Source organism: Pradoshia sp. Z4_20 (assembly GCF_058216035.1).
Genome location: NZ_JBZAJD010000010.1, coordinates 61,877 through 80,952 on the forward strand (window position 1 = coordinate 61,877; position 19,076 = coordinate 80,952).

General features: G+C 38.4%; 15 protein-coding genes. 4 read left to right on the forward strand and 11 right to left on the reverse strand.

The window, feature by feature from the left end; genetic code table 11:
- The 6 genes from AC4BHP_RS17035 to AC4BHP_RS17060 form a co-directional block, all read right to left on the reverse strand.
- Positions 1-1,071, reverse strand: a complete 1,071-nt coding sequence (locus tag AC4BHP_RS17035) for a phosphotransferase family protein (protein WP_490553492.1) — start codon at positions 1,069-1,071, stop codon at positions 1-3.
- Positions 1,072-1,103: 32 nt separating this feature from the next.
- Positions 1,104-1,502, reverse strand: coding sequence for an acyl-CoA thioesterase (locus tag AC4BHP_RS17040; RefSeq protein ID WP_139892680.1), 399 nt, complete (start codon positions 1,500-1,502; stop codon positions 1,104-1,106).
- A 137-nt stretch (positions 1,503-1,639) separates the two neighbouring features.
- A complete protein-coding gene (locus AC4BHP_RS17045) occupies positions 1,640-2,209 on the reverse strand; it encodes a TetR/AcrR family transcriptional regulator (RefSeq protein ID WP_490553494.1) in 570 nt (189 codons plus the stop codon).
- Between the two features lie 36 nt (positions 2,210-2,245).
- Entirely contained in the window at positions 2,246-3,856 is a 1,611-nt protein-coding gene (locus tag AC4BHP_RS17050; RefSeq protein WP_490553509.1) for a long-chain-fatty-acid--CoA ligase, read from the reverse strand.
- Between the two features lie 33 nt (positions 3,857-3,889).
- Positions 3,890-4,669, reverse strand: coding sequence for an SDR family oxidoreductase (locus tag AC4BHP_RS17055; RefSeq protein ID WP_139892681.1), 780 nt, complete (start codon positions 4,667-4,669; stop codon positions 3,890-3,892).
- Positions 4,647-5,894: an acyl-CoA dehydrogenase gene (locus AC4BHP_RS17060; RefSeq protein ID WP_490553496.1), complete on the reverse strand. Its 1,248-nt coding sequence runs from the start codon at positions 5,892-5,894 to the stop codon at positions 4,647-4,649. The genes AC4BHP_RS17055 and AC4BHP_RS17060 overlap by 23 nt, the downstream gene beginning before the upstream one ends.
- A 187-nt stretch (positions 5,895-6,081) precedes the next feature.
- Here AC4BHP_RS17060 and AC4BHP_RS17065 point away from each other — a divergent pair, with 187 nt between their 5' ends.
- Positions 6,082-6,834: a DUF975 family protein gene (locus AC4BHP_RS17065; RefSeq protein WP_490553498.1), complete on the forward strand. Its 753-nt coding sequence runs from the start codon at positions 6,082-6,084 to the stop codon at positions 6,832-6,834.
- A gap of 108 nt (positions 6,835-6,942) precedes the next feature.
- Here the strand turns inward: AC4BHP_RS17065 and brnQ are convergent, their stop codons facing one another.
- Positions 6,943-8,295, reverse strand: coding sequence for a branched-chain amino acid transport system II carrier protein (gene brnQ / locus AC4BHP_RS17070; protein ID WP_373925501.1), 1,353 nt, complete (start codon positions 8,293-8,295; stop codon positions 6,943-6,945).
- A gap of 383 nt (positions 8,296-8,678) precedes the next feature.
- Entirely contained in the window at positions 8,679-9,371 is a 693-nt protein-coding gene (locus AC4BHP_RS17075; protein ID WP_066108055.1) for a GntR family transcriptional regulator, read from the reverse strand.
- Positions 9,372-10,308: 937 nt separating this feature from the next.
- Here AC4BHP_RS17075 and AC4BHP_RS17080 point away from each other — a divergent pair.
- A complete protein-coding gene (locus AC4BHP_RS17080) occupies positions 10,309-14,715 on the forward strand; it encodes a S8 family serine peptidase (protein ID WP_490553500.1) in 4,407 nt (1,468 codons plus the stop codon).
- A 143-nt stretch (positions 14,716-14,858) separates the two neighbouring features.
- Here the strand turns inward: AC4BHP_RS17080 and AC4BHP_RS17085 are convergent, their stop codons facing one another.
- Positions 14,859-15,368 (reverse strand): GNAT family N-acetyltransferase, encoded by a 510-nt coding sequence (locus AC4BHP_RS17085; RefSeq protein WP_066108060.1) that lies wholly within the window; start codon positions 15,366-15,368, stop codon positions 14,859-14,861.
- A gap of 250 nt (positions 15,369-15,618) precedes the next feature.
- On the reverse strand, positions 15,619-16,314 hold the full coding sequence (locus AC4BHP_RS17090; RefSeq protein ID WP_490553503.1) for a CPBP family intramembrane glutamic endopeptidase: 696 nt from the start codon (positions 16,312-16,314) through the stop codon (positions 15,619-15,621).
- Positions 16,315-16,401: 87 nt separating this feature from the next.
- On the opposite strand from AC4BHP_RS17090, the gene AC4BHP_RS17095 reads away from it, so the two are divergent.
- Both AC4BHP_RS17095 and AC4BHP_RS17100 read left to right on the forward strand, forming a co-directional pair.
- Positions 16,402-17,142 (forward strand): MerR family transcriptional regulator, encoded by a 741-nt coding sequence (locus AC4BHP_RS17095; protein WP_066108066.1) that lies wholly within the window; start codon positions 16,402-16,404, stop codon positions 17,140-17,142.
- 257 nt (positions 17,143-17,399) lie between these two features.
- The gene (locus AC4BHP_RS17100) at positions 17,400-18,584 is read left to right on the forward strand and encodes a M20 metallopeptidase family protein (protein WP_066108069.1); all 1,185 of its coding nucleotides are present in this window, start codon (positions 17,400-17,402) and stop codon (positions 18,582-18,584) included.
- Positions 18,585-18,664: 80 nt separating this feature from the next.
- On the opposite strand, the gene AC4BHP_RS17105 is transcribed toward AC4BHP_RS17100, so the two are convergent.
- Positions 18,665-19,076, reverse strand: a 412-nt coding sequence (locus AC4BHP_RS17105; RefSeq protein WP_490553506.1) for a class I SAM-dependent methyltransferase, incomplete at its 5' end; no start/stop codon positions are given.

Below are 19,076 nucleotides of genomic sequence, written 5' to 3' on the forward strand. Positions count from 1 at the left end.
TTATTGATTCCTTGTAAGTAAATAAGCATGCTCAATCAATGTTTTTACATACTTATCAAAGCTGGCAAATCTCGGATCCTTTGTTTGGCCATTATGATAACGATAGTAGATTTGCTGACAAATCCCCGCTAATTTGAAATAGGCAAATGTTAAATAGAAATTCATATTGGAGACATCACGGCCGCTTTGTCTTGCATATTCTGAAATAAATTGTTCCCTTGTATAAAATCCATCTCGAATCGTAACAGATGGCTTCCCCAGTCCTTTCTTCAATACTTCAGAATCGTCCCCCTCTGCCCAATAGCTCATAGCTACTCCAAGATCTGCGAGCGGATCCCCGACCGTCGTCATTTCCCAATCAAATAGACCGACCATTTCCGTCCCATCCTCATTAAACATCGCATTGTTCAATTTATAGTCATAATGAATAATTGAAGCATCACATGAAGCTGGAATGTGGTCTACTAACCATTTCTCTAATTCTTGTATATGTGGAATATCATCTGTTTTTGCTCGTTCATAACGTGCTATCCATCCATTTGTCTGTCTTTCCATAAAGCCATCAGGCTTACTGATTTCCTTCAATCTAGTCTCCTGATAGGAAATGCTATGAAGCTGAACAAGCCGTGCTACCATTTCCTTTGATAAATTTTGAAAGAGTTCACGGGAAGGTTTAATGCCTTCAGGAACAGAAATATCAAATATAAAACCTTGCTTTCGTTCCATAATAAAAAACGGACTCCCAACAACATGCTCATCATCTGAGTAAAGGATTGGTTTTGGAGCCGGACTGAAAAGAGGATATACTTCTGAGAGGATGCTGTATTCCCTTTGCATATCATGGGCTTTTGGAGCTACAGGCCCTAGCGGCGGTTTCCTTAAAACAGCTTCCCATGTGCCTATTTTCAATTGATAGGTTAAATTTGAATGACCTGCCGAGAATTGTTCAATTTCCAGGTTTCCTTCTGGCAAATCGCTAATCTTACTCCGCAGAAATGATTCAAGTACATGCTGGTGCAATTCTTCTCCACTTCGTACGGGAATCGTATCTTTACTAACTCCTTGGTTCATGTCTATCTCACCTCTTTCAAAAATCGGACTCATTAAACAGCTTCGACCAGCCTCAACAGTTTCTCTTTTAGCATTTCAGGAATCGGTTCACTTTCCTGTTTGTCAAAATTAAACTGAACAAGGATGGCAGTCCCTTTGGCAATTGGGTTACCGGTTTGGGCACAGTAAATATCATGTTCAAGCTGAAAGCTCTTTGTCCCCACTCTGGATACAGTCGTGTTAATTTTTAATATTTGATCAAAATAGGCTTGAGAGAGGAAATCACATTTAGTCGAGGCCAAAATGAATGACCAATTTCTTATTTTTAAATCCAGTTCCATTTCCTTCAAAAAATGAAGACGAGCTTCCTCCAAATAGATGAAATAACTTGTATTATTCACATGACCAAGTGCATCTGTTTCCGAAAAACGGACGGTTACCATTGATTCCATAGCGGCCTCCTTTTACCCATTTACAGTATCCATGCTATATTTATACCCTGCTGTATGCCTCGGAGGATATTCGTAATCTATACACCGACCAGCTCCAATTAAGCAATTTTATTCAAAAAAAAGGGAGTCGTGATTTCCTACTCCCCTTTTTCAATTCCTTTCATGATCATCTCTACAAACATGTCTGCTAATTCATGTTCAGAAATAACTCCTTCAGGGTTAAACCACTGATAGCTCCAGTTCAAAATTCCAAGAATACCAAATGTAACAATGGTAGGATTTAAATCTGAACGTAGCTCTCCTGTCTTCATTCCCTGCTTAATTAAATCTTCAATATTAAATCGAAATTGATCACGCTTTGGCAAAATCTCTTCCAGCTTATCATCGGATAATAGTTTCATTTCCCGGAAGAACACCTTTGCACTTAAACCTTGGGTTCGAATATCACTCACTAGTAAATACGCTATATCGTGTATTTTTTGTCTACAGGTTTTCCTCAAGGTATTTAGGATCGCTTCCTGTCTTTCAATTAATCCATTAATATAATCGAGATGAATATTCATCAATAATTCTTCTTTACTTGCAAAATAGTAATAAAAGGTTCCCTTTGTAACTCCCAAAGAATCAACAATATCCTGTATGGATGTTTCTGCAAAACCCTTTTGTTCAAATAAAGAAATGCTGGTGTTCTTAATTTTTTGTTTCATCATCAAGACCCCAGTTCGTGTGTATTCATGTCACCCTTACTTTGTTTTGACTTCTTCCCTCAGAGCCCGGCGAAGTATTTTTCCGACATTTGTTTTTGGTAATTCATCACGGAATTCTACTATTGTCGGCACTCGATAGGCCGCCATATTATTTTTACAGTATTCTATAATCTCTTTATCCGTAGCTGACTCATTCGCTTTTAATACTAAAATTGCTTTGACTGTTTCTCCGCGATACTCATCCGGAACTCCTATTACAACAGCTTCCTGTACGGATGGATGTTCATACAGGACTTCTTCTACATCACGAGGGTAGATATTATAACCGCTTGCAATGATTAGATCCTTTTTACGGTCAACAATCGTTAGATATCCATCTTCATCGATCCTGGCAATATCCCCTGTATATAGCCATCCATTGCGGAGAGCAACAGCCGTTTCTTCAGGCATATTCCAATAGCCTTTCATAATCTGCGGACCTTTGACAATTAATTCTCCCAGTTCGCCAACCGGGACTTCCTCCACCCCTGTAGCTACATCCACGATTTTACAATCTGTAGATGGGAAGGCAATTCCGACTGTTCCAGGTTTACGAACACCAAAATCCGGATTACAATGCGTAACGGGTGATGCTTCCGAAAGACCATAACCCTCCAAAATCTTAGAATCCGTTTTTGATTCATATTCCTTCATTAATTCCATAGGCATAGGAGCACTTCCGCTATTGGAAATTTTTATGCTATCAATCCCATATTCCTTTGCTTTAGGATGAGCGTTGATCGCCACGTACATGGTTGGTACGCCAGGGAATATAGTTGGCTTCTCCTGTTTTATGGTTTGAAGGACCTCTTCTAAATCAAAACGGGGTAGCAATATGTTTTCACTCGCCATTAATATGCAATTATTCATACAGGCCGTCATACCAAATACGTGGAATAATGGGATGACAGTCAGATACCGTTCCTTCCCCTTATTTACCATCTTCTTGTAAAATTCCTTTGTTTGATAGATATTGGCAACTAAATTACGATGAGTGAGCATGGCTCCTTTCGATCTCCCCGTAGTGCCACCTGTATATTGGAGCACAGCAACATCATGACTCGGATCAATAACTACTGGCTCTACTGGCATGACTGTTTCAGAGATAAATCGCTCAAATGTCCAATCATCTCCAAATTCTGTCCCGGATGGCTGCAGGCTTACTACAATAATATTTTTGAGATTCGTAGTAGATTGAACCGCTTTAACAGTTTGATAGAATGCATCCATGACAACAATCGTTTCAGCATCGGAATCCTGCAATATATATTCCAGTTCTCTAGCTACTAACATGGGGTTGATTTGTGTGACAATTCCTCCCATCGATAGGGCCCCATAATAGGCAATCACATACTGAGGACAGTTTGGCAGCATTATTGCCACCCTATCACCCTTTTTAACATCATTATTCTGAAGTGCTGCGGCGAAGCGATTGGATGTCCCTAAAAGTTCCTGATAGGTCATTTTTCTTCCAAAAAAAGATAGGGCATTGTTTGTGGGGTAATGGATTGTCGTTTCATGAAGAATGTCTGGCAGTGATTTGTTCGGAATTTCGATTTCAGATGCAATACCTTCCGGATATTGCGTAAGCCAAGCTTTCTTTTTCATATTTTCCATAGTCAAATCTCCTTCATCTTTTATTTAAACCATGGCGTGTTTTCCGCCATCAACTACCAATACCTCACCTGTTATATAATTGGATGCAGCAGAGGCTAGGAATAAAGCAACTCCCTTGAGGTCTTCATCATTTCCAAGCCTTCCAAGCGGTGTCATATATTCAATTGCATCTTTTCCGCGTTCGAGTAAGACCTGAGACATTTTGGTTGGGAAAAAACCAGGTGCGATTGCATTAACATGAATATTATGTTTCCCCCATTTCACTGCCAAATCCTTTGTTAAAGTAAGGACAGCTCCTTTGCTGGCATTGTACCCAACAGTATCCATCATGTCAGCTTGAGTTCCACCGAGCCCCGCAACTGAAGCAATATTGATTATTTTTCCTCGCTTCTGTTCCATCATCACCTTTCCCACTGCCTGGGACATCAGGAAGGTACCTGTCAAATTAGTATTGATAACCTTATTCCAGGCTTCAAGCGGCATATCCAATGCAGAAGCTCCCCATGAGGCACCGCTATTGTTGACAAGAATATCAATATCTTCAAATTTATCTAGTGTTTCTGAGACGACACTATGAATATCTTCCGCATTCGTGATATCACATTTTAAGGCCAAGGTTTCAACTCCATATTCTTTATTCAGATGATCTGCTACCTCGGTGCAAGCCTCAATCTTGCGTGAACATAGAACAATATTTGCTCCCGCTTCTGCCAAACCCTGTGCAATATGGGCTCCAAGCCCACGTCCGCCTCCTGTGATAATCGCTGTCTTACCGGTTAAATCAAACATTTGTAAAACGTTCATGATCAGCTTGTTCCTCCCCTAGATATTTTTTAAGCTCTAGCTTGGCAATCTGTGCACGGTGAACTTCATCGGGTCCATCAGCTAATCGCAATGTTCTTGCATTTGCCCAATGAGCTGCCAAAGGATAATCCTCTGAAACTCCTGCTGCCCCAAGTCCCTGTATAGCCCTGTCGATAACCTTCAAAGCCATATTTGGAGCAACGACTTTGATCATCGCAATCTCGGTCTTCGCTTTTTTGTTCCCAACCGTATCCATCATATAAGCTGCTTTTAGAGTTAATAATCTTGCCTGCTCAATTTCAATTCTTGAGTTTGCAATCCACTCCTTTATTACTCCTTGATTAGATAGCGGCTGTCCAAAGGCAGTTCTTTTTTGTATACGCTTACATAATATTTCAAGCGAACGCTCTGCTGCCCCAATCAGCCTCATACAATGATGAATTCTTCCTGGACCCAGCCTTCCTTGTGCAATCGCAAATCCCTTTCCCTCTCCCCAAATTATGTTCTCAGCAGGTACCCTAACGTTTTCATATGTAATTTCTCCATGTCCATGAGGGGCATGATCATATCCAAAAACGGGAAGCATTCTTTCAATTTTTACTCCTTTTGAATCAAGAGGTACTAGAATCATAGATTGCTGTTCATGCCGATTTGCCATTTTGTTCGTCTTCCCCATCACAATTGCAATTTTACATCTTGGATCTCCTGCACCTGAAGACCACCACTTGCGACCATTAATGATATAGCCATCTCCATCTTTTGCAATACTTGCTTCAATATTCGTAGCATCTGATGAAGCGACATCTGGCTCAGTCATTGAAAAACAGGAACGTATTTCACCAGCTAATAAAGGCTTAAGCCATTCCTCTTTCTGTTCAGCAGTCCCATACCTTTCTAATACTTCCATATTACCTGTGTCAGGAGCACTGCAATTAAACACTTCAGGGCCGATTAATGAGCGTCCCATTATTTCACATAAAGGTGCATATTCCAAATTGGTCAGACCAGCACCATATTCACTCTCAGGCAGAAATAAATTCCAAAGCCCTGCATTTTTAGCTTTTGATTTTAAGTCTTCCATAATCGGAGGCACCTGACTCCACCGTGATTCTTGCTCATTTAACTGAACCTCATATAATCCTTCATTAGGATATACATACTCATTCATAAAATCACTTAACTGTCTCTCCAAGTCAATCACCTTACTCGAATAGGAAAAATCCATTCCTTCACTCCTTTCACATACTGACCGGTAGGTATTGTTAATTACTCCCAATTATACTTGATGCTCTTTTAAATTCCAACTAATTATCCAAAAATTACAAATACTTATATAGTTTTACAAATTCAGTCAGATTATATTATTCTTATAAATAGTAATAAACACACAGGAAGAAGGAAAGAGTTGTAAAATGAATATCAAACTGATTAAAAACACAGCCAAACAAAAATTAACTGGCTACTGGGGAATTGCGATAGGAGTTTTTTTCATAACTCTCCTTGTTAGCAGAGTTGCTGAATCATTTCTTTTTATTCTTGCATTTTTCTTTATATCAAGCCCATTGGCTGTAGGATATCAATGGTTCCACTTAGCCATAAAGAGGCAGCAAAATCCTTCTATTGAAACACTATTTGATGGTTTTAAATTGAACTATTTCAGGAATGCCTTAACAAACTTTTTAATCTTTTTATTTACCTTACTCTGGTCAGTTTTATTAATTATACCCGGCATCATTAAAGCGTTAGCCTATTCTATGACTTTATTTACCTTGCGTGACCGTTCCGATTTAACCGCTCTTCAAGCGATTACAGAAAGCCGACGAATCATGAATGGTAAAAAGAAAGATTTATTTGTACTATACCTATCTTTTTTACCATGGTTTATTATCCCTATCGTATTAATTTTTATCGGAATCGTATCTATTGCTATTGGTGCTGATACTGTAAATGATGGAGTATATTTAAGCGGCATGGCAAGCCTGATTATCGGGTATATCACAATCTTTGGTATTGCTATATACCTTGCACCTTTTATAACTACTTCATTAGCTGTCTTCTATGATGATTATGTAAAGCCATCAGAAGGATCTCTTATACAGAATCCACTGCCTTCTACTCATAATTCTGCTGCCGATCATATCGACCTTGCTAAGCGTGTAGAATAAAAGATAATCCCAGCTCCATCATAGAGCCGGGATTATTTTCTTTATTGGTAAAAAAGTAAATTATAAAAGCCAGCGGTGTCTCACTCACGCTGGCTTTACATGTACTAACTAGTCTTTCTGCATATCTGGAACTTCATTCATTATGGGAGCAGACTGTCTCATCATACCAATCGGATAACCAATAATAGCGCCCAATATGGCTGGTGCAATCCATCCTAATCCCACGGAGTAAAGCGGTAAATAAGCAAATAAATTATTGATTGCTTCTATTTGCAGACCCGCTGCATTAAAACCATCAAACAAACTAACAATAAAGGTTAATGCCAAACTGCAAATATATACTTCTGAAAAACCTTTAAATACATTGTGCATGAATGTAAGGAAAATCAAGCATATAGCCAAAGGATAAATAGCTGTCAGGACAGGTACTGAAATAGCCACTAAGTCGGCAAGTCCCACATTGGCAACTAATGCACTGAATACCGATAAAACAATAGCATATGTTTTATAGGACCATCTCGGAGCCAATGTATTAAAGTAGGCCGCACAAGCCGTCACAAGACCGATACTAGTCGTTAAACACGCTGCAATAACAGCAAGTCCTAAAATTAATCTTCCATAAGAACCAAAATAATAATGAGATGCTGCTGCTAATATCGCACCCCCATTATCAAATGCACCAATCTCTTCCACACCGGTAGCACCTAAATATGCTAGCCCTGCATAGATTACCGCAAGTAAACCGGCTGCAATGAAAGCAGATTTCATAACACTTGTCATCATTTCTTTTTTGCCATGAATCCCTGTTGAACGAACTGCATTAATAATGATAATTCCAAATACGAAGGATGCCAATGTATCCATTGTTAGGTAACCTTCCTGGAAACCCTTAAAGAATGCGTTTTCTGTATATTGTTCAGCCGGAGCTGTCAGGCTTCCCATTGGATTAAACAAAGCTGCTAGAATCAATAAAGCGATAAAAAATAATAATATTGGTGTTAACATTTTACCAACTATATCTATAATTTTTCCTGGTTTTAATGCAAAGAAACAAGTAATAGCAAAAAAGATTACAGTGAAAAGCGCCATTGCTACTGTGCTATTCATATCACCGATTAAAGGTTTAACACCAATTTCATATGAAACCGTTCCTGTCCTCGGCATCGCAAATAAAGGCCCGATTGCTAAGTAAAGAACTGTAGTAAATATAATAGCAAACATTGGGTGTACACGTTTAGCCATCGTATATAAATCGCTTTGGCCAGAATACCCAATTGCCAATACTCCTAACAGAGGCAATCCCACCCCAGTTATGATGAAGCCAAATGTAGCTTCCCAAACATTTGACCCTGACATTTGTCCCATTAATACTGGGAATATTAGATTTCCAGCCCCAAAAAATAAGGCAAAGAGCATAAAGCCAATCGCTAGTGTTGTAGATTTACTCTTCATATTACCCAATTAAAACCCTCCGTTTCTATCTGGTTGAACATTTTAAATTTTCTAATAATTCTAACATCTTTTAATATAACATTACCCATTTTAACACATTTGTCAAGATTATTCAGACATTTCGCCCTATTTCTCAACTTTCCCACTTTTCTTCTAACATTCACCGTTTTTCCTATATCGGTGATTATAGTAACTGTTCTCTATATTTGCAAGGGTATTAGAGAAACTAAAGTAACGGTAAATTTTATCAATCTATTATATTTAAAGGGGGGAAAACGTACATACATCCAATTTAAGTTTATATTACCCTTTTAAACAGTAAAAACCCTTATTCCATGAATAAGGGCTGATCGAATAATCCAATATACCATTGATGATAAGGACATATGAGATTATTCTACAAAGTATTCAGCATATTGGCTATCCGGTTCCAGCAAACTATTCCAATATTTCTCTGGTCCTAATATATGGTGACTAACAGCCTCATCTATTTGATCAACTTTTTTATTTTCAATAATATCAATAATGTTTTTATGTTGTTTAATAATATCTGTATAATCATATTCGATTTCAGATAGCAATCGGATCCGATTATAATGTGTACTTAACCGATTTATTGCATCCCAGATATGATCTTTTTCCTGATCTTTATAAAATAGGGAGTGGAATTCCTGATCCAATTCATGAAAAGTTCTTTCCATTCCTTTTTTTCCTATAAAATTTTCTTGTAAACTGATAACTTTCTTTAACTCTAATAATGTTTCATCAGAAATAGATTCGCAGGCTAACTTAAGAACCTCTTTTTCTAGTACAGAGCGCATAAAGGCCGCCTCTTTAACCAATTTATAATCAATTTTTGATATGTATGAACCGACCTGCGGCCATACTTCAACCAAATGTTCCTCTTTTAATTTTCCGATTACCTCCCTGATTGGAGTACGAGAAATCCTTAATTCATTAGCCAGCTCAATTTCACTGATTGCTTGTCCTGGTTTTAATTCTAGAGACATAATGCCATTCTTAATAATTCTGTACGAATAATGTTTATTATTTTCTCCAGGTAATTTGGGTGTCACTGTTAACATCATGATTTCTCCCTTATATAAAGCGTATAAATATTCTCTACCAACATCAGCATGTAGCCAGTATACATGTTTTATTTAATTATCATCAAATTTCATTAATTTTTCAAGCAATTCAAAACAAAAAAGCTGAAGGGCCTTGGTCAGGAGCGAGGAGCATAAGACAAAGGCACGTAGGGGATGTACTTCCCCCCGCAGTGGCTTTGCTTATGTCCCGAGCTCCTAGGCCCTGAAGCTAGATTGAATAAAAAGCTGAAACGACTGCATCAAGGAACAAAGACTAAATACGCCACATCGTGTGGCAACGTCTTTGTGACCAACATCCTGTTGGCCTCCGACAAGCATAAGACAAAAGCACATAAACCATATTCTACATCAGTTATGTCAGTATCCTCTAAATATCCTGCTATAGTTCGACATCTTCCAACAATAAACATAGCCTATTTCTTTATCTAAATAAATTAAAACTACCGATTCTGAATATTTTTCTGGGATAAAGGTGAGAGTTGGATTCACCTTATTTCATATAAGTAACAAAATATCCCACCTTAATCCCCAGTCTTTTTTTGAATAAGACAAAGAAAGACTAGTAATTAAATAGCTTAATAAGTCAGATGGCTTATTTTTATTATAATAGTATATTAAAATTCTTCCTCCCTCCTTTTTCATACAACTATCTCCATATGAAATCAGGTATAAGTATATTCTTTTCTAATCATTTCCTAATTAGAATGACACCTACAGCTGTAGCCAAACTACATCCAATGATTCATTTTCAATTTCCATAGTATACTTGCGACATTTAGTGACAGCATTTGTTTACTTCAATTCGTTATGGTAGAAATATCAGCAGGATTACATAATTCGATATTACTTAACAGGGAGGTGAAAAAATACTTGGCATATTGGCAATTTAATAATCTAGTATAGGGAGGAATACTTGTTGAAAACAAAGAGAAAAAAACTGTCGTCACTCATTCTAACATCTATGCTCATTCCATCATTGCTCTTAACTACAGGATTTACGTCTTCACCATCTTCTACTGCTTCCTCAGAATCCATCCATAGTTCAGCAAAATCTACGATTATACAGAATAGCAGTAACAAAATCTCCAAAGATCTTCAAAATGAGTTTAAGGAAGAAGAAAAAGTCACCTTCTTAATTAAACTTAAAGAGCAGGTCGACACTGCCAAGGTAGCAAAAGAAGCTACTGCTACTGCAAAAAAACAAAAGCTTTCATCAGCCAAGACGACCTTGACAAAACGATCTTCCATCGTTACAAATCTGCGCGCAACTGCTGAAGAAACTCAGCATGAGCTAAAAAACTATTTAGAGAAACAAGAAAAAGCCGGTAAGGTTAAAGATATTCAATCCTTCTACATCGTTAATGGTATGGCTGTTACGGCTACAAAAGAAGTCATGGAACAAATTGCCGCATTTCCTGAAGTAGAAAAACTTTTACCGAATGAAAAAGTACACCTTGTAGAACCTGTTAAACAATCCAAAGCTGAGAAACCACTAATCGAGTCCAATATTAAGGAGAAACCTTCTAAAACAGAGACAAAGGCAGAAGTCTCCTCGATTGAATGGAATATCGAAAAAATCAGCGCACCTCAAACATGGGCAATGGGAATTGATGGAGCTGGAACAGTCGTTGCCAGCATAGATACTGGTGTGCAATGGGATCACCCTACCCTAAAGACAAAATACCGTGGGTACAACCCTGCTAATCCAGACAACCCGACCCATGAGTTCAGCTGGTTTGATGCTACTTCTACAAACCGCCCTGCAGCATTTGATGATAATGGTCACGGTACACATACAATTGGAACAATGGTCGGATCAGATTCAAACGGTACTAACCAAATCGGCGTAGCACCCGGCGCTAAATTCATAGCGGTTAAAGCTCTCTCTGCATCAGGTGGAGGCTCGAGTGCTGATTTGTTAGAAGCAGGTGAATGGGTATTAGCTCCTAAAGATGCTAATGGAACTCCACATCCTGAATACGCACCAGATGTCGTAAACAACTCATGGGGTGGCGGACCAGGATTGGACGAATGGTTCCGTCCAATGGTTCAAGCATGGAAAAATGCGGATATCTTCCCTGAATTTTCAGCAGGAAATGACGGAGGAGGAGCAGGAACTATAGCAGCTCCATCCAATTATCCTGAATCTTACGCAACTGCCGCAACAGATATCAATAATGCTTTGGCAAGCTTTTCTTCAAGGGGACCTTCTCCATATGAAGGAGTCATGAAACCAAATATAGCTGCACCAGGTGTAAATATTCGCTCAGCTATACCTGGAAACGATTATGCTTCCTATAATGGAACATCAATGGCCGGGCCTCATGTGGCCGCAGTAGTTGCCCTGCTTAGACAAGCTGATTCGAGCTTAACTGTCGATCAAATGGAAGAGATTATGGACTTAACAGCAACACCATTAACTGACAGCGCTTATCCAGAGTCACCTAACTATGGATATGGTCACGGTTTGGTAAATGCTTTTGATGCTGTCTCTTCAGTTGTTAGTGGTTTAGGAAAAATTAAAGGAACTGTCTCCAAGGAAGGTGATGATACTCATGCACCTGAAATTGAAACAGAGCCTGTGACTACTTCTTATAAAGAAATGGACCTTCCTCTTAGCGCAACCGCTACGGACGATGTATCCGTAACATCTGTCGTTTTGAAATATAAAAAAGCAGATGGCAGCTGGACTGAAGTCGCTGCGGAACGTGTAAGCGGAAATTATAAATCCGGTGAATACGAAGCAACCATACCTGGTGCTGATTTAACCGGTGATTCAACAGAATACCAATTTATCGCATATGACTTTGGAGGCAATTCAAAAGAAACAGCTGTTTATCCAGTAGAATTACTTCCGGGTATTACAGTTGGCTATGAAACAGATTTTGAACAAAACCCAATCGGATGGACATCTTACGGTACAAATAATTCATGGGAATGGGGAGTACCAACAACAGGCCCTGGCGCTGCATTCTCTGGTGAAAAGGTATATGCAACAAATCTGACAGGAAACTATGCAAACAGCTCTAATATGAGCCTGGAAATGCCACCAATTGATCTTCCTGAAGGAGCCAGCTACTTACAGTTCAAACAATGGTTTGATTTAGAAAGAAACTATGACTTTGGGCATGTATTTATTTCTACTGATGGTACCAACTGGACACAGGCAGCTCGTTTCAACCAAACATCCGATGGTTGGATTGATGGCGAAGTTGACTTAAGCGAATATGCAGGACAACGCATCTACATTTCCTTCAATGTTACAACTGATGGGTCTGTCCAGAAAGCTGGATGGTATTTGGATGATGTCAAATTATCGGCAACTCCTATCCAACCTTCGTCAAAAGCTAAACATGGTGTGAAGAAAGATACAAAAGCTACTGATACTAAAATCAAAGATACAAAAGCTAAAGACCCTAAAGACGACAAAAAAGCAGCAAAAGAAAAAGTAGACGCAGCAAAAATCAAACCAATATCTGAAAAAGATAGTTCAAAAAATGAAAAACCTAGCAATGAAAGCCCGGGACCACTGCTTTTACCAATTCAAGCAGAGGTAACCGTTCTTGAAACTGGCCGTTCTGTTTACACCAACCCACAGGATGGATCCTATGAATTAACGCACGCAACAGGTGATTACACTGTTCAAGCAGAAACATATGGATTCCAATCTCAAACACAAGCAGTACGTGTTGAAGATGGTGGAGTTGCTACCGCAAACTTTACACTACAGGAAATTCCTAAAGGTACTGTCAGCGGTACAATTACAAATAAAGTAACAGGAAATCCTGTTGCAGGCGCCACAGTTTACCTTGTGGAAGATGCTGCCATTACGCCTGTGACTACAAATGAAGATGGCGAGTATTCCCTTACTGCATACGAGGGTACCTACACACTAAAATTTGTTGCACCATCCTACTACAGTTCCGAAACAACTGTAACCATTGAAGCAGGCGAACCAGTCGTTAAAAATGTTGAGTTACGTCCATTCATTGGCTATGCAGGTGAGATTAAGTATGATGATGGAACAGCTGAAAATGCCAGATCCTTCAATGCGGCAGGTAATAGCTGGGCTGTTAAAATGTCATTAAAAGAAGGGGAAGATCAAGCTCTAGTAACTGGTGCACTCCTTCGCTTCTGGGATATGGAATGGCCAGTCCCAGGCGGTACTGAATTCCAAGTATCCGTTTATGATGCCAGTGGTGCAAACGGCGGTCCTGGTACTAAATTGGCAGGTCCTTTCAACGAGACAGCTTTACGTGACGGCACTTGGACACATGTTGACCTTGCCGAACACGGCATCATGGTAGAAGGAGACTTCTTCATTGTCTATACACAAACAAAAGCAAATCCTAATTCACCTGGCTTGGCAACTGATGAGGACGGTCCAAATGCTAAACGCAGCTGGCAAGGCGTAAGCGGTGCATGGTCTCAATCACCAGAGGCTGAAGGAAACTACATGATCCGTGCGACCGTCAACTATGAATTACAAGTACCATCCATCACTTCTCCTAAAGATGGAGCATTTACGAATAAAAAATCTGTGACAGTTGAGGGTAAATCTTCTCCTGAAACAACCATTGATTTATTCAATGATGGAGAACAAACTGCTACTACGGAAACGAATGCAAGTGGCGACTTCTCAGTTGCAGTCGAGTTGAAAAATGGTGCAAATACACTGACTGCTAAAGCAAAAACTGATGTCGGTTCAACAGACCCATCTGAACCAGTTACGATTACACTTGATCAGGATAAACCTGAACTGACTATTACTTCACCGACAGATGGTTCTAAAACAAATAAAGAAACCGTTACAGTTACAGGAACAATTGCTGATGCCAATCTGGATTGGGTTAAAGTAAATGGTCAAACTGCAACTGTAAGCGACGGGAAATTCAGCAAGCGTATCCTTCTTGATGAAGGTATAAATGAGATTACTGTTCAAGCTAAGGATAAAGCAGGCAACAGCATTAAAAAGATCATCACAATTGATGCCAATTATACGGCACCTGAACTTTCCAACATACTTCCTGCTGAGGACAAAGTATTGGAAAGCGGCGATTCTGTCAAAATCGAATTTGATAGTGAACCTGGGCTAGACGCTACCTTCTCAATCCTTGCTCCAGTCACAAACCTTGGCGTCTCAAATGCACTTGAGCTTCCAATGCGTGAGACATCGGAAGGACACTATGTCGGCTACTATACTGCCACTAAAAATATCAAAGCAAACGGGGCAGCCGTTCAAGTAACCGCAGAAGATGACTATGGCAATAAAACGATTGAAAGAGCGGAAGGATTATTATATATTAACGCTCCGCAGTAAACGATTAAAGCACAAGTGCCGATGCACTTGTGCTTTTCTTTTTTGAGCAGTTCTAAAATAGTTTATACTTAAACTGATGATTAAGATATAAAACACAATCTTATTTTTCATATACATTCTTCCCTTTTCATCAAAAATTACAGTTATATCTTACGAACATATCTTAATGAGATATAGTTTTCTTCCTTGGTATTTCCGTATCCTCTTTGTTCATTATTGAAAATGAATCCTCTTGCTTCATAGAAAGGAATTCCTTTTTGATTTCCCTTTGCTACAGATACCCATTGCTCAGTTGCATGAAATTCCTCTTTTTGTTGTTTTGTAAGAACATCTAATAACCTTGTCCCAATTCCTTCATTACGTCTATTGGGGTTAAGATATAAGACAAAGACCTCCCCAGAAGTCTTATCGATCATACCGCCTCCAATTGCCCCAATGACTTTGTTCTCCTCAACAGCAACAAAATAGCCACCCCATTCTACCCCAGTTTCACTTACTTCCTTCAGAATTCTTTCATGATTATAAAACTCTTTTATAACTCTCTTAATATATTCTTCAGATCGTAATTCGTTATAAGTTGCCCAGTACCCATCACTGCATACTTTCGCAATCCCCTCAACATGACTTGCATTCGCTTTTAAAATATTAACCACTTTCCACACCTCCAATTTCCCCTGTTCCGAAGATTCCCTCTACAAATTCGAGCTTTTACTACCATTTATAATTCAACATAAAAAGGTATTAATCCTTTTTGAATTAATACCTTTCATCTCACCTGTTGATATATCCCTATGAATCTAAATTAATTGTTCAATATCGCCTCAAATGGCCATTACTTAATAGTATCAGCTTTGGAAACCTGGATAATTACACGGTATCTTTCAACTCTCGGGAGCAACCTCCTTAACTGAAGCTTGTCAGCAGAACCATAATCCCATTAGTCAAACCGTGAATGATAACCGCTGGCCAAATTGAATTAGTTCGTTCATATGCCAGCGCAAAAATGATACCACTGAAGAAATTTACTGGCATCACATTATAGGTCGGAATATGTACGATCGTAAAAATGATTGAACTAAGTAAAATGGCTCCAACAAATCCTATCCGTGTACGCAGCCAGCGATATAAAAATCCTCGATAAAAGATTTCTTCATATATTGGAGATATAATAGCTGCGGAGATAAAAGCAATTAAAAAGGTGAATAAAGTTACATTTTGCTGTAAAGCCTCTGTTTTGTTATTCTCCCACGAATTACCTATAAGACTAGTAAACAAGATTATAATCACCGAACCAACTAATAAAATAGTTGAATACAGAATAATAAGCTTCCAAACTTTCACATTAAATGATTTTATCCCTACCTCGTTCCAAGATAATTTTTTCGGATTAAGAGTAATATAATAAACACCTGAAATTAAAATAATGGCTATTATTAGTCCAATTAATGTCCCTGAATATAAATCATTCTCGAGCCAATTGGTAATAATTGGTTTAAATATCAATTTCACAAAACCAATTACAAACACAAATTCCAAAAGGATTAATAATATGAATTCCTTTAGCCCCCAATCATCTTGTTCTTTCCAGTTCATTTTCATCCGATAGCCCTCTCCCTATATATGGTATAATCCAACTATATTAGATGACGTTACGTCACCTGCAAGTTTTTTTCAGGAGGAAATGAAATGAAACAATGGACGACAGGAGAGGTAGCTAAGCAGCGAAATATATCCGTTCGCACCCTGCGTTATTATGATCAGATTAATTTGCTTACCCCTAGTTATAAAGCAGATAACGGGAGGAGATCTTATTCAGAAGATGATTTATTCAAACTTGAAAAAATCATTATTCTCAAATCCCTTTCACTTCCGTTAGAAACTATTCGCGATATATTAGACAGTCTATCCTTCCAACAAATTCTCATCTCACACTACAATTATCTACAAGATCAACTCACGAATATTCAAACAAGCATTTCTAATACTACATCATTAATTAATATGAGCGAGCTGCAAGAATCCTTATCATGGGAAGATGTTTTAAAACTGGTTCAAAATTCACAAAATAACTCAAAAAAATGGATTGATTACTTCCATCAGGATGAAAAGCTACTTTTACAGAAATCCATACCAAATCTAAGCAGCAATGATAAAACAACGCAACAGTATATGTTCTTACTAAAACAAATTGAGTATTGTATTCAAAACAAAGTTAAACCCGAATCTGAAATAGGAGCCCAAATTGCTTCTGATTTAATTAAACTATCAAATGATACATTTCAAGGGAATGAGGAATTAATGAATCAGTTTTGGGAAATCAGAAAAAAACCCGCAGAAGAAACAGGCTTATACCCAATTCCTAATCATGTACTAGAATTTGCAGAACGATGCATTGCTTATTTAACAGATTTAGAGACTAGCCATTAGATTTGTCTCCCTCGCTTGTTTATTCAAGGCTTAGAGTAAACTCTATTTGCTATGCTGATAATTAATCTATGTTATTTTCGGCTTTTATATATAAAGTTAATCAAATCTAGAGACTCTTTAGATCTCTATTTATTTTCTTAACCCCTTTACTAAATTTATGAACTTTATTCCAATTTATATTGAAGAACGGTAATATAAACTGCCTGCAATGCACAAAATACGAAGAAACAAACTATGAAGGCATGCAGGAGGTATGTATGAATCAATTCTTAGAAAATGCACGGGCTATGAAAGAGGAATTAATCAAATATAGAAGAGAAATTCATCAAAATCCTGAAGTAGGCGACCATCTTCCTCAAACCACGAAATACGTAATGGAGAAGTTAAAGGAATTTGGCTATGAACCAAAAGAAATCTGTGAAAGTGGGATTGTAGCACTGGCAGGGAAACCTGATGCAAAAAAAACATTTCTTTTGCGGGCTGATATGGATGCTCTGCCGATTAAAGAGGAGACAGATTACCCGTTTAAAGCAACAAATGGAAATATGCACGCCTGTGGGCATGATATGCACACAACTATGCTACTAGGAGCTGCCAAATTATTAAAACAATATGAGAACGAACTAGAAGGATCCGTTAAGCTCGTATTTCAGCCAAATGAAGAAGGCTTCAAGGGCGCAAAATTAATGTTGAAGTCGGGCGTTTTGGAGAATCCAAAAGTGGATGCAGCAATGGCCTTACATGTACATTCCGGTACACCAACTAATACGGTATTATATGGGCTTGGAACCGCAATCGCAGGTTGTACAATCTTTAGAATTACTGTTAAAGGTGTCGGGTGTCACGGAGCCATGCCTGAAACCGGCGTTGACCCAATTAATATTGCAGCGCATATCTATACCTCCATCCATGAAATCATAGCAAGAGAAATCTCAGCAACCGAATCGGTGGTTATCACGATTGGAAAGTTTCAGGCAGGAAGTACACATAATGTAATCCCTGACCAAGCCATCTTAGAAGGTACGATTCGTTACTTAAATGTGGATTTAGGAGATTTCATTTACAAAAGGATGGAGAAAATAGTAACATCAACAGCTGAAATGTTTAGAGGTGAAGCTAAAATAGAGATTGTTGCATCTGTTCCGCCCTTAACGAATGATAAAGACTTGGCCAATCAATTGTCCTCTTATGTGAGTGATGTAGTCGGTAAACAATCTGTCATCTCTTTTGAAGGCGGAGGCATGGGTTCTGAAGATTTCGCTTCGTACTGTTATGAAGTACCTACCGTTTATTTTTTGCTGGGAGCCGGCACAAAAGAAGAGGACCCTCATTATGGACTTCCCATGCACCATCCACAGGTAGTTTTTAATGAAGATATCCTACCAACCGGTGCCGCCATGCATGCTTATACGGCAATGATGTGGTTAAAAGCGCATCAATAGAGAACGCAGTAAGAGTGTGGCAAAGTTCTTTAAACGATGCCACACTCTTTTAAATCTATTATATTTTATAATATTTAAATTTACTTTTTAAATATAGCTGTTAAAAAACCTTCCTCAGCAAATACACCATCCATTGAATCTGTTTGTCTCATGTTTCTTATTTCAATTTCCTTCAGATCCTTAAAGATGCCTCTTAATTTTTGCTCTGTAAACCCCAAACCTCCCTTTAGGCTCCAAAATCTATACACATCCCAATCAGTTATATCTGATCCGCCATACTTCCCATTTTCAAGAAAACACGTAATGCCAAATAAACCATCTGTTTTTAGCGCTCTTTTAACTAAATTATTATAGGTACCCCTCCGATGAGGTGCTATATGATGAAAGCATCCTGAATCAAACACAATATCATAGCTTCCTTCATCAATAGCTAAATCAAATATATTTTTATGTATAAAGTTAATTGTTAATCCACTCTCTTTGGCCCGCTCT

Excerpts from the sequence above, each read along its gene's own strand:
- AC4BHP_RS17035 (WP_490553492.1), bottom strand. The coding sequence starts at position 1,071 with ATGAACCAAGGAGTTAGTAAAGATACGATTCCCGTACGAAGTGGAGAA.
- AC4BHP_RS17040 (WP_139892680.1), bottom strand. The coding sequence starts at position 1,502 with ATGGAATCAATGGTAACCGTCCGTTTTTCGGAAACAGATGCACTTGGT.
- AC4BHP_RS17045 (WP_490553494.1), bottom strand. The coding sequence starts at position 2,209 with ATGAAACAAAAAATTAAGAACACCAGCATTTCTTTATTTGAACAAAAG.
- AC4BHP_RS17050 (WP_490553509.1), bottom strand. The coding sequence starts at position 3,856 with ATGAAAAAGAAAGCTTGGCTTACGCAATATCCGGAAGGTATTGCATCT.
- AC4BHP_RS17055 (WP_139892681.1), bottom strand. The coding sequence starts at position 4,669 with ATGAACGTTTTACAAATGTTTGATTTAACCGGTAAGACAGCGATTATC.
- AC4BHP_RS17060 (WP_490553496.1), bottom strand. The coding sequence starts at position 5,894 with ATGGATTTTTCCTATTCGAGTAAGGTGATTGACTTGGAGAGACAGTTA.
- AC4BHP_RS17065 (WP_490553498.1), top strand. The coding sequence starts at position 6,082 with ATGAATATCAAACTGATTAAAAACACAGCCAAACAAAAATTAACTGGC.
- AC4BHP_RS17075 (WP_066108055.1), bottom strand. The coding sequence starts at position 9,371 with ATGTTAACAGTGACACCCAAATTACCTGGAGAAAATAATAAACATTAT.
- AC4BHP_RS17090 (WP_490553503.1), bottom strand. The coding sequence starts at position 16,314 with ATGAAAATGAACTGGAAAGAACAAGATGATTGGGGGCTAAAGGAATTC.
- AC4BHP_RS17095 (WP_066108066.1), top strand. The coding sequence starts at position 16,402 with ATGAAACAATGGACGACAGGAGAGGTAGCTAAGCAGCGAAATATATCC.
- AC4BHP_RS17100 (WP_066108069.1), top strand. The coding sequence starts at position 17,400 with ATGAATCAATTCTTAGAAAATGCACGGGCTATGAAAGAGGAATTAATC.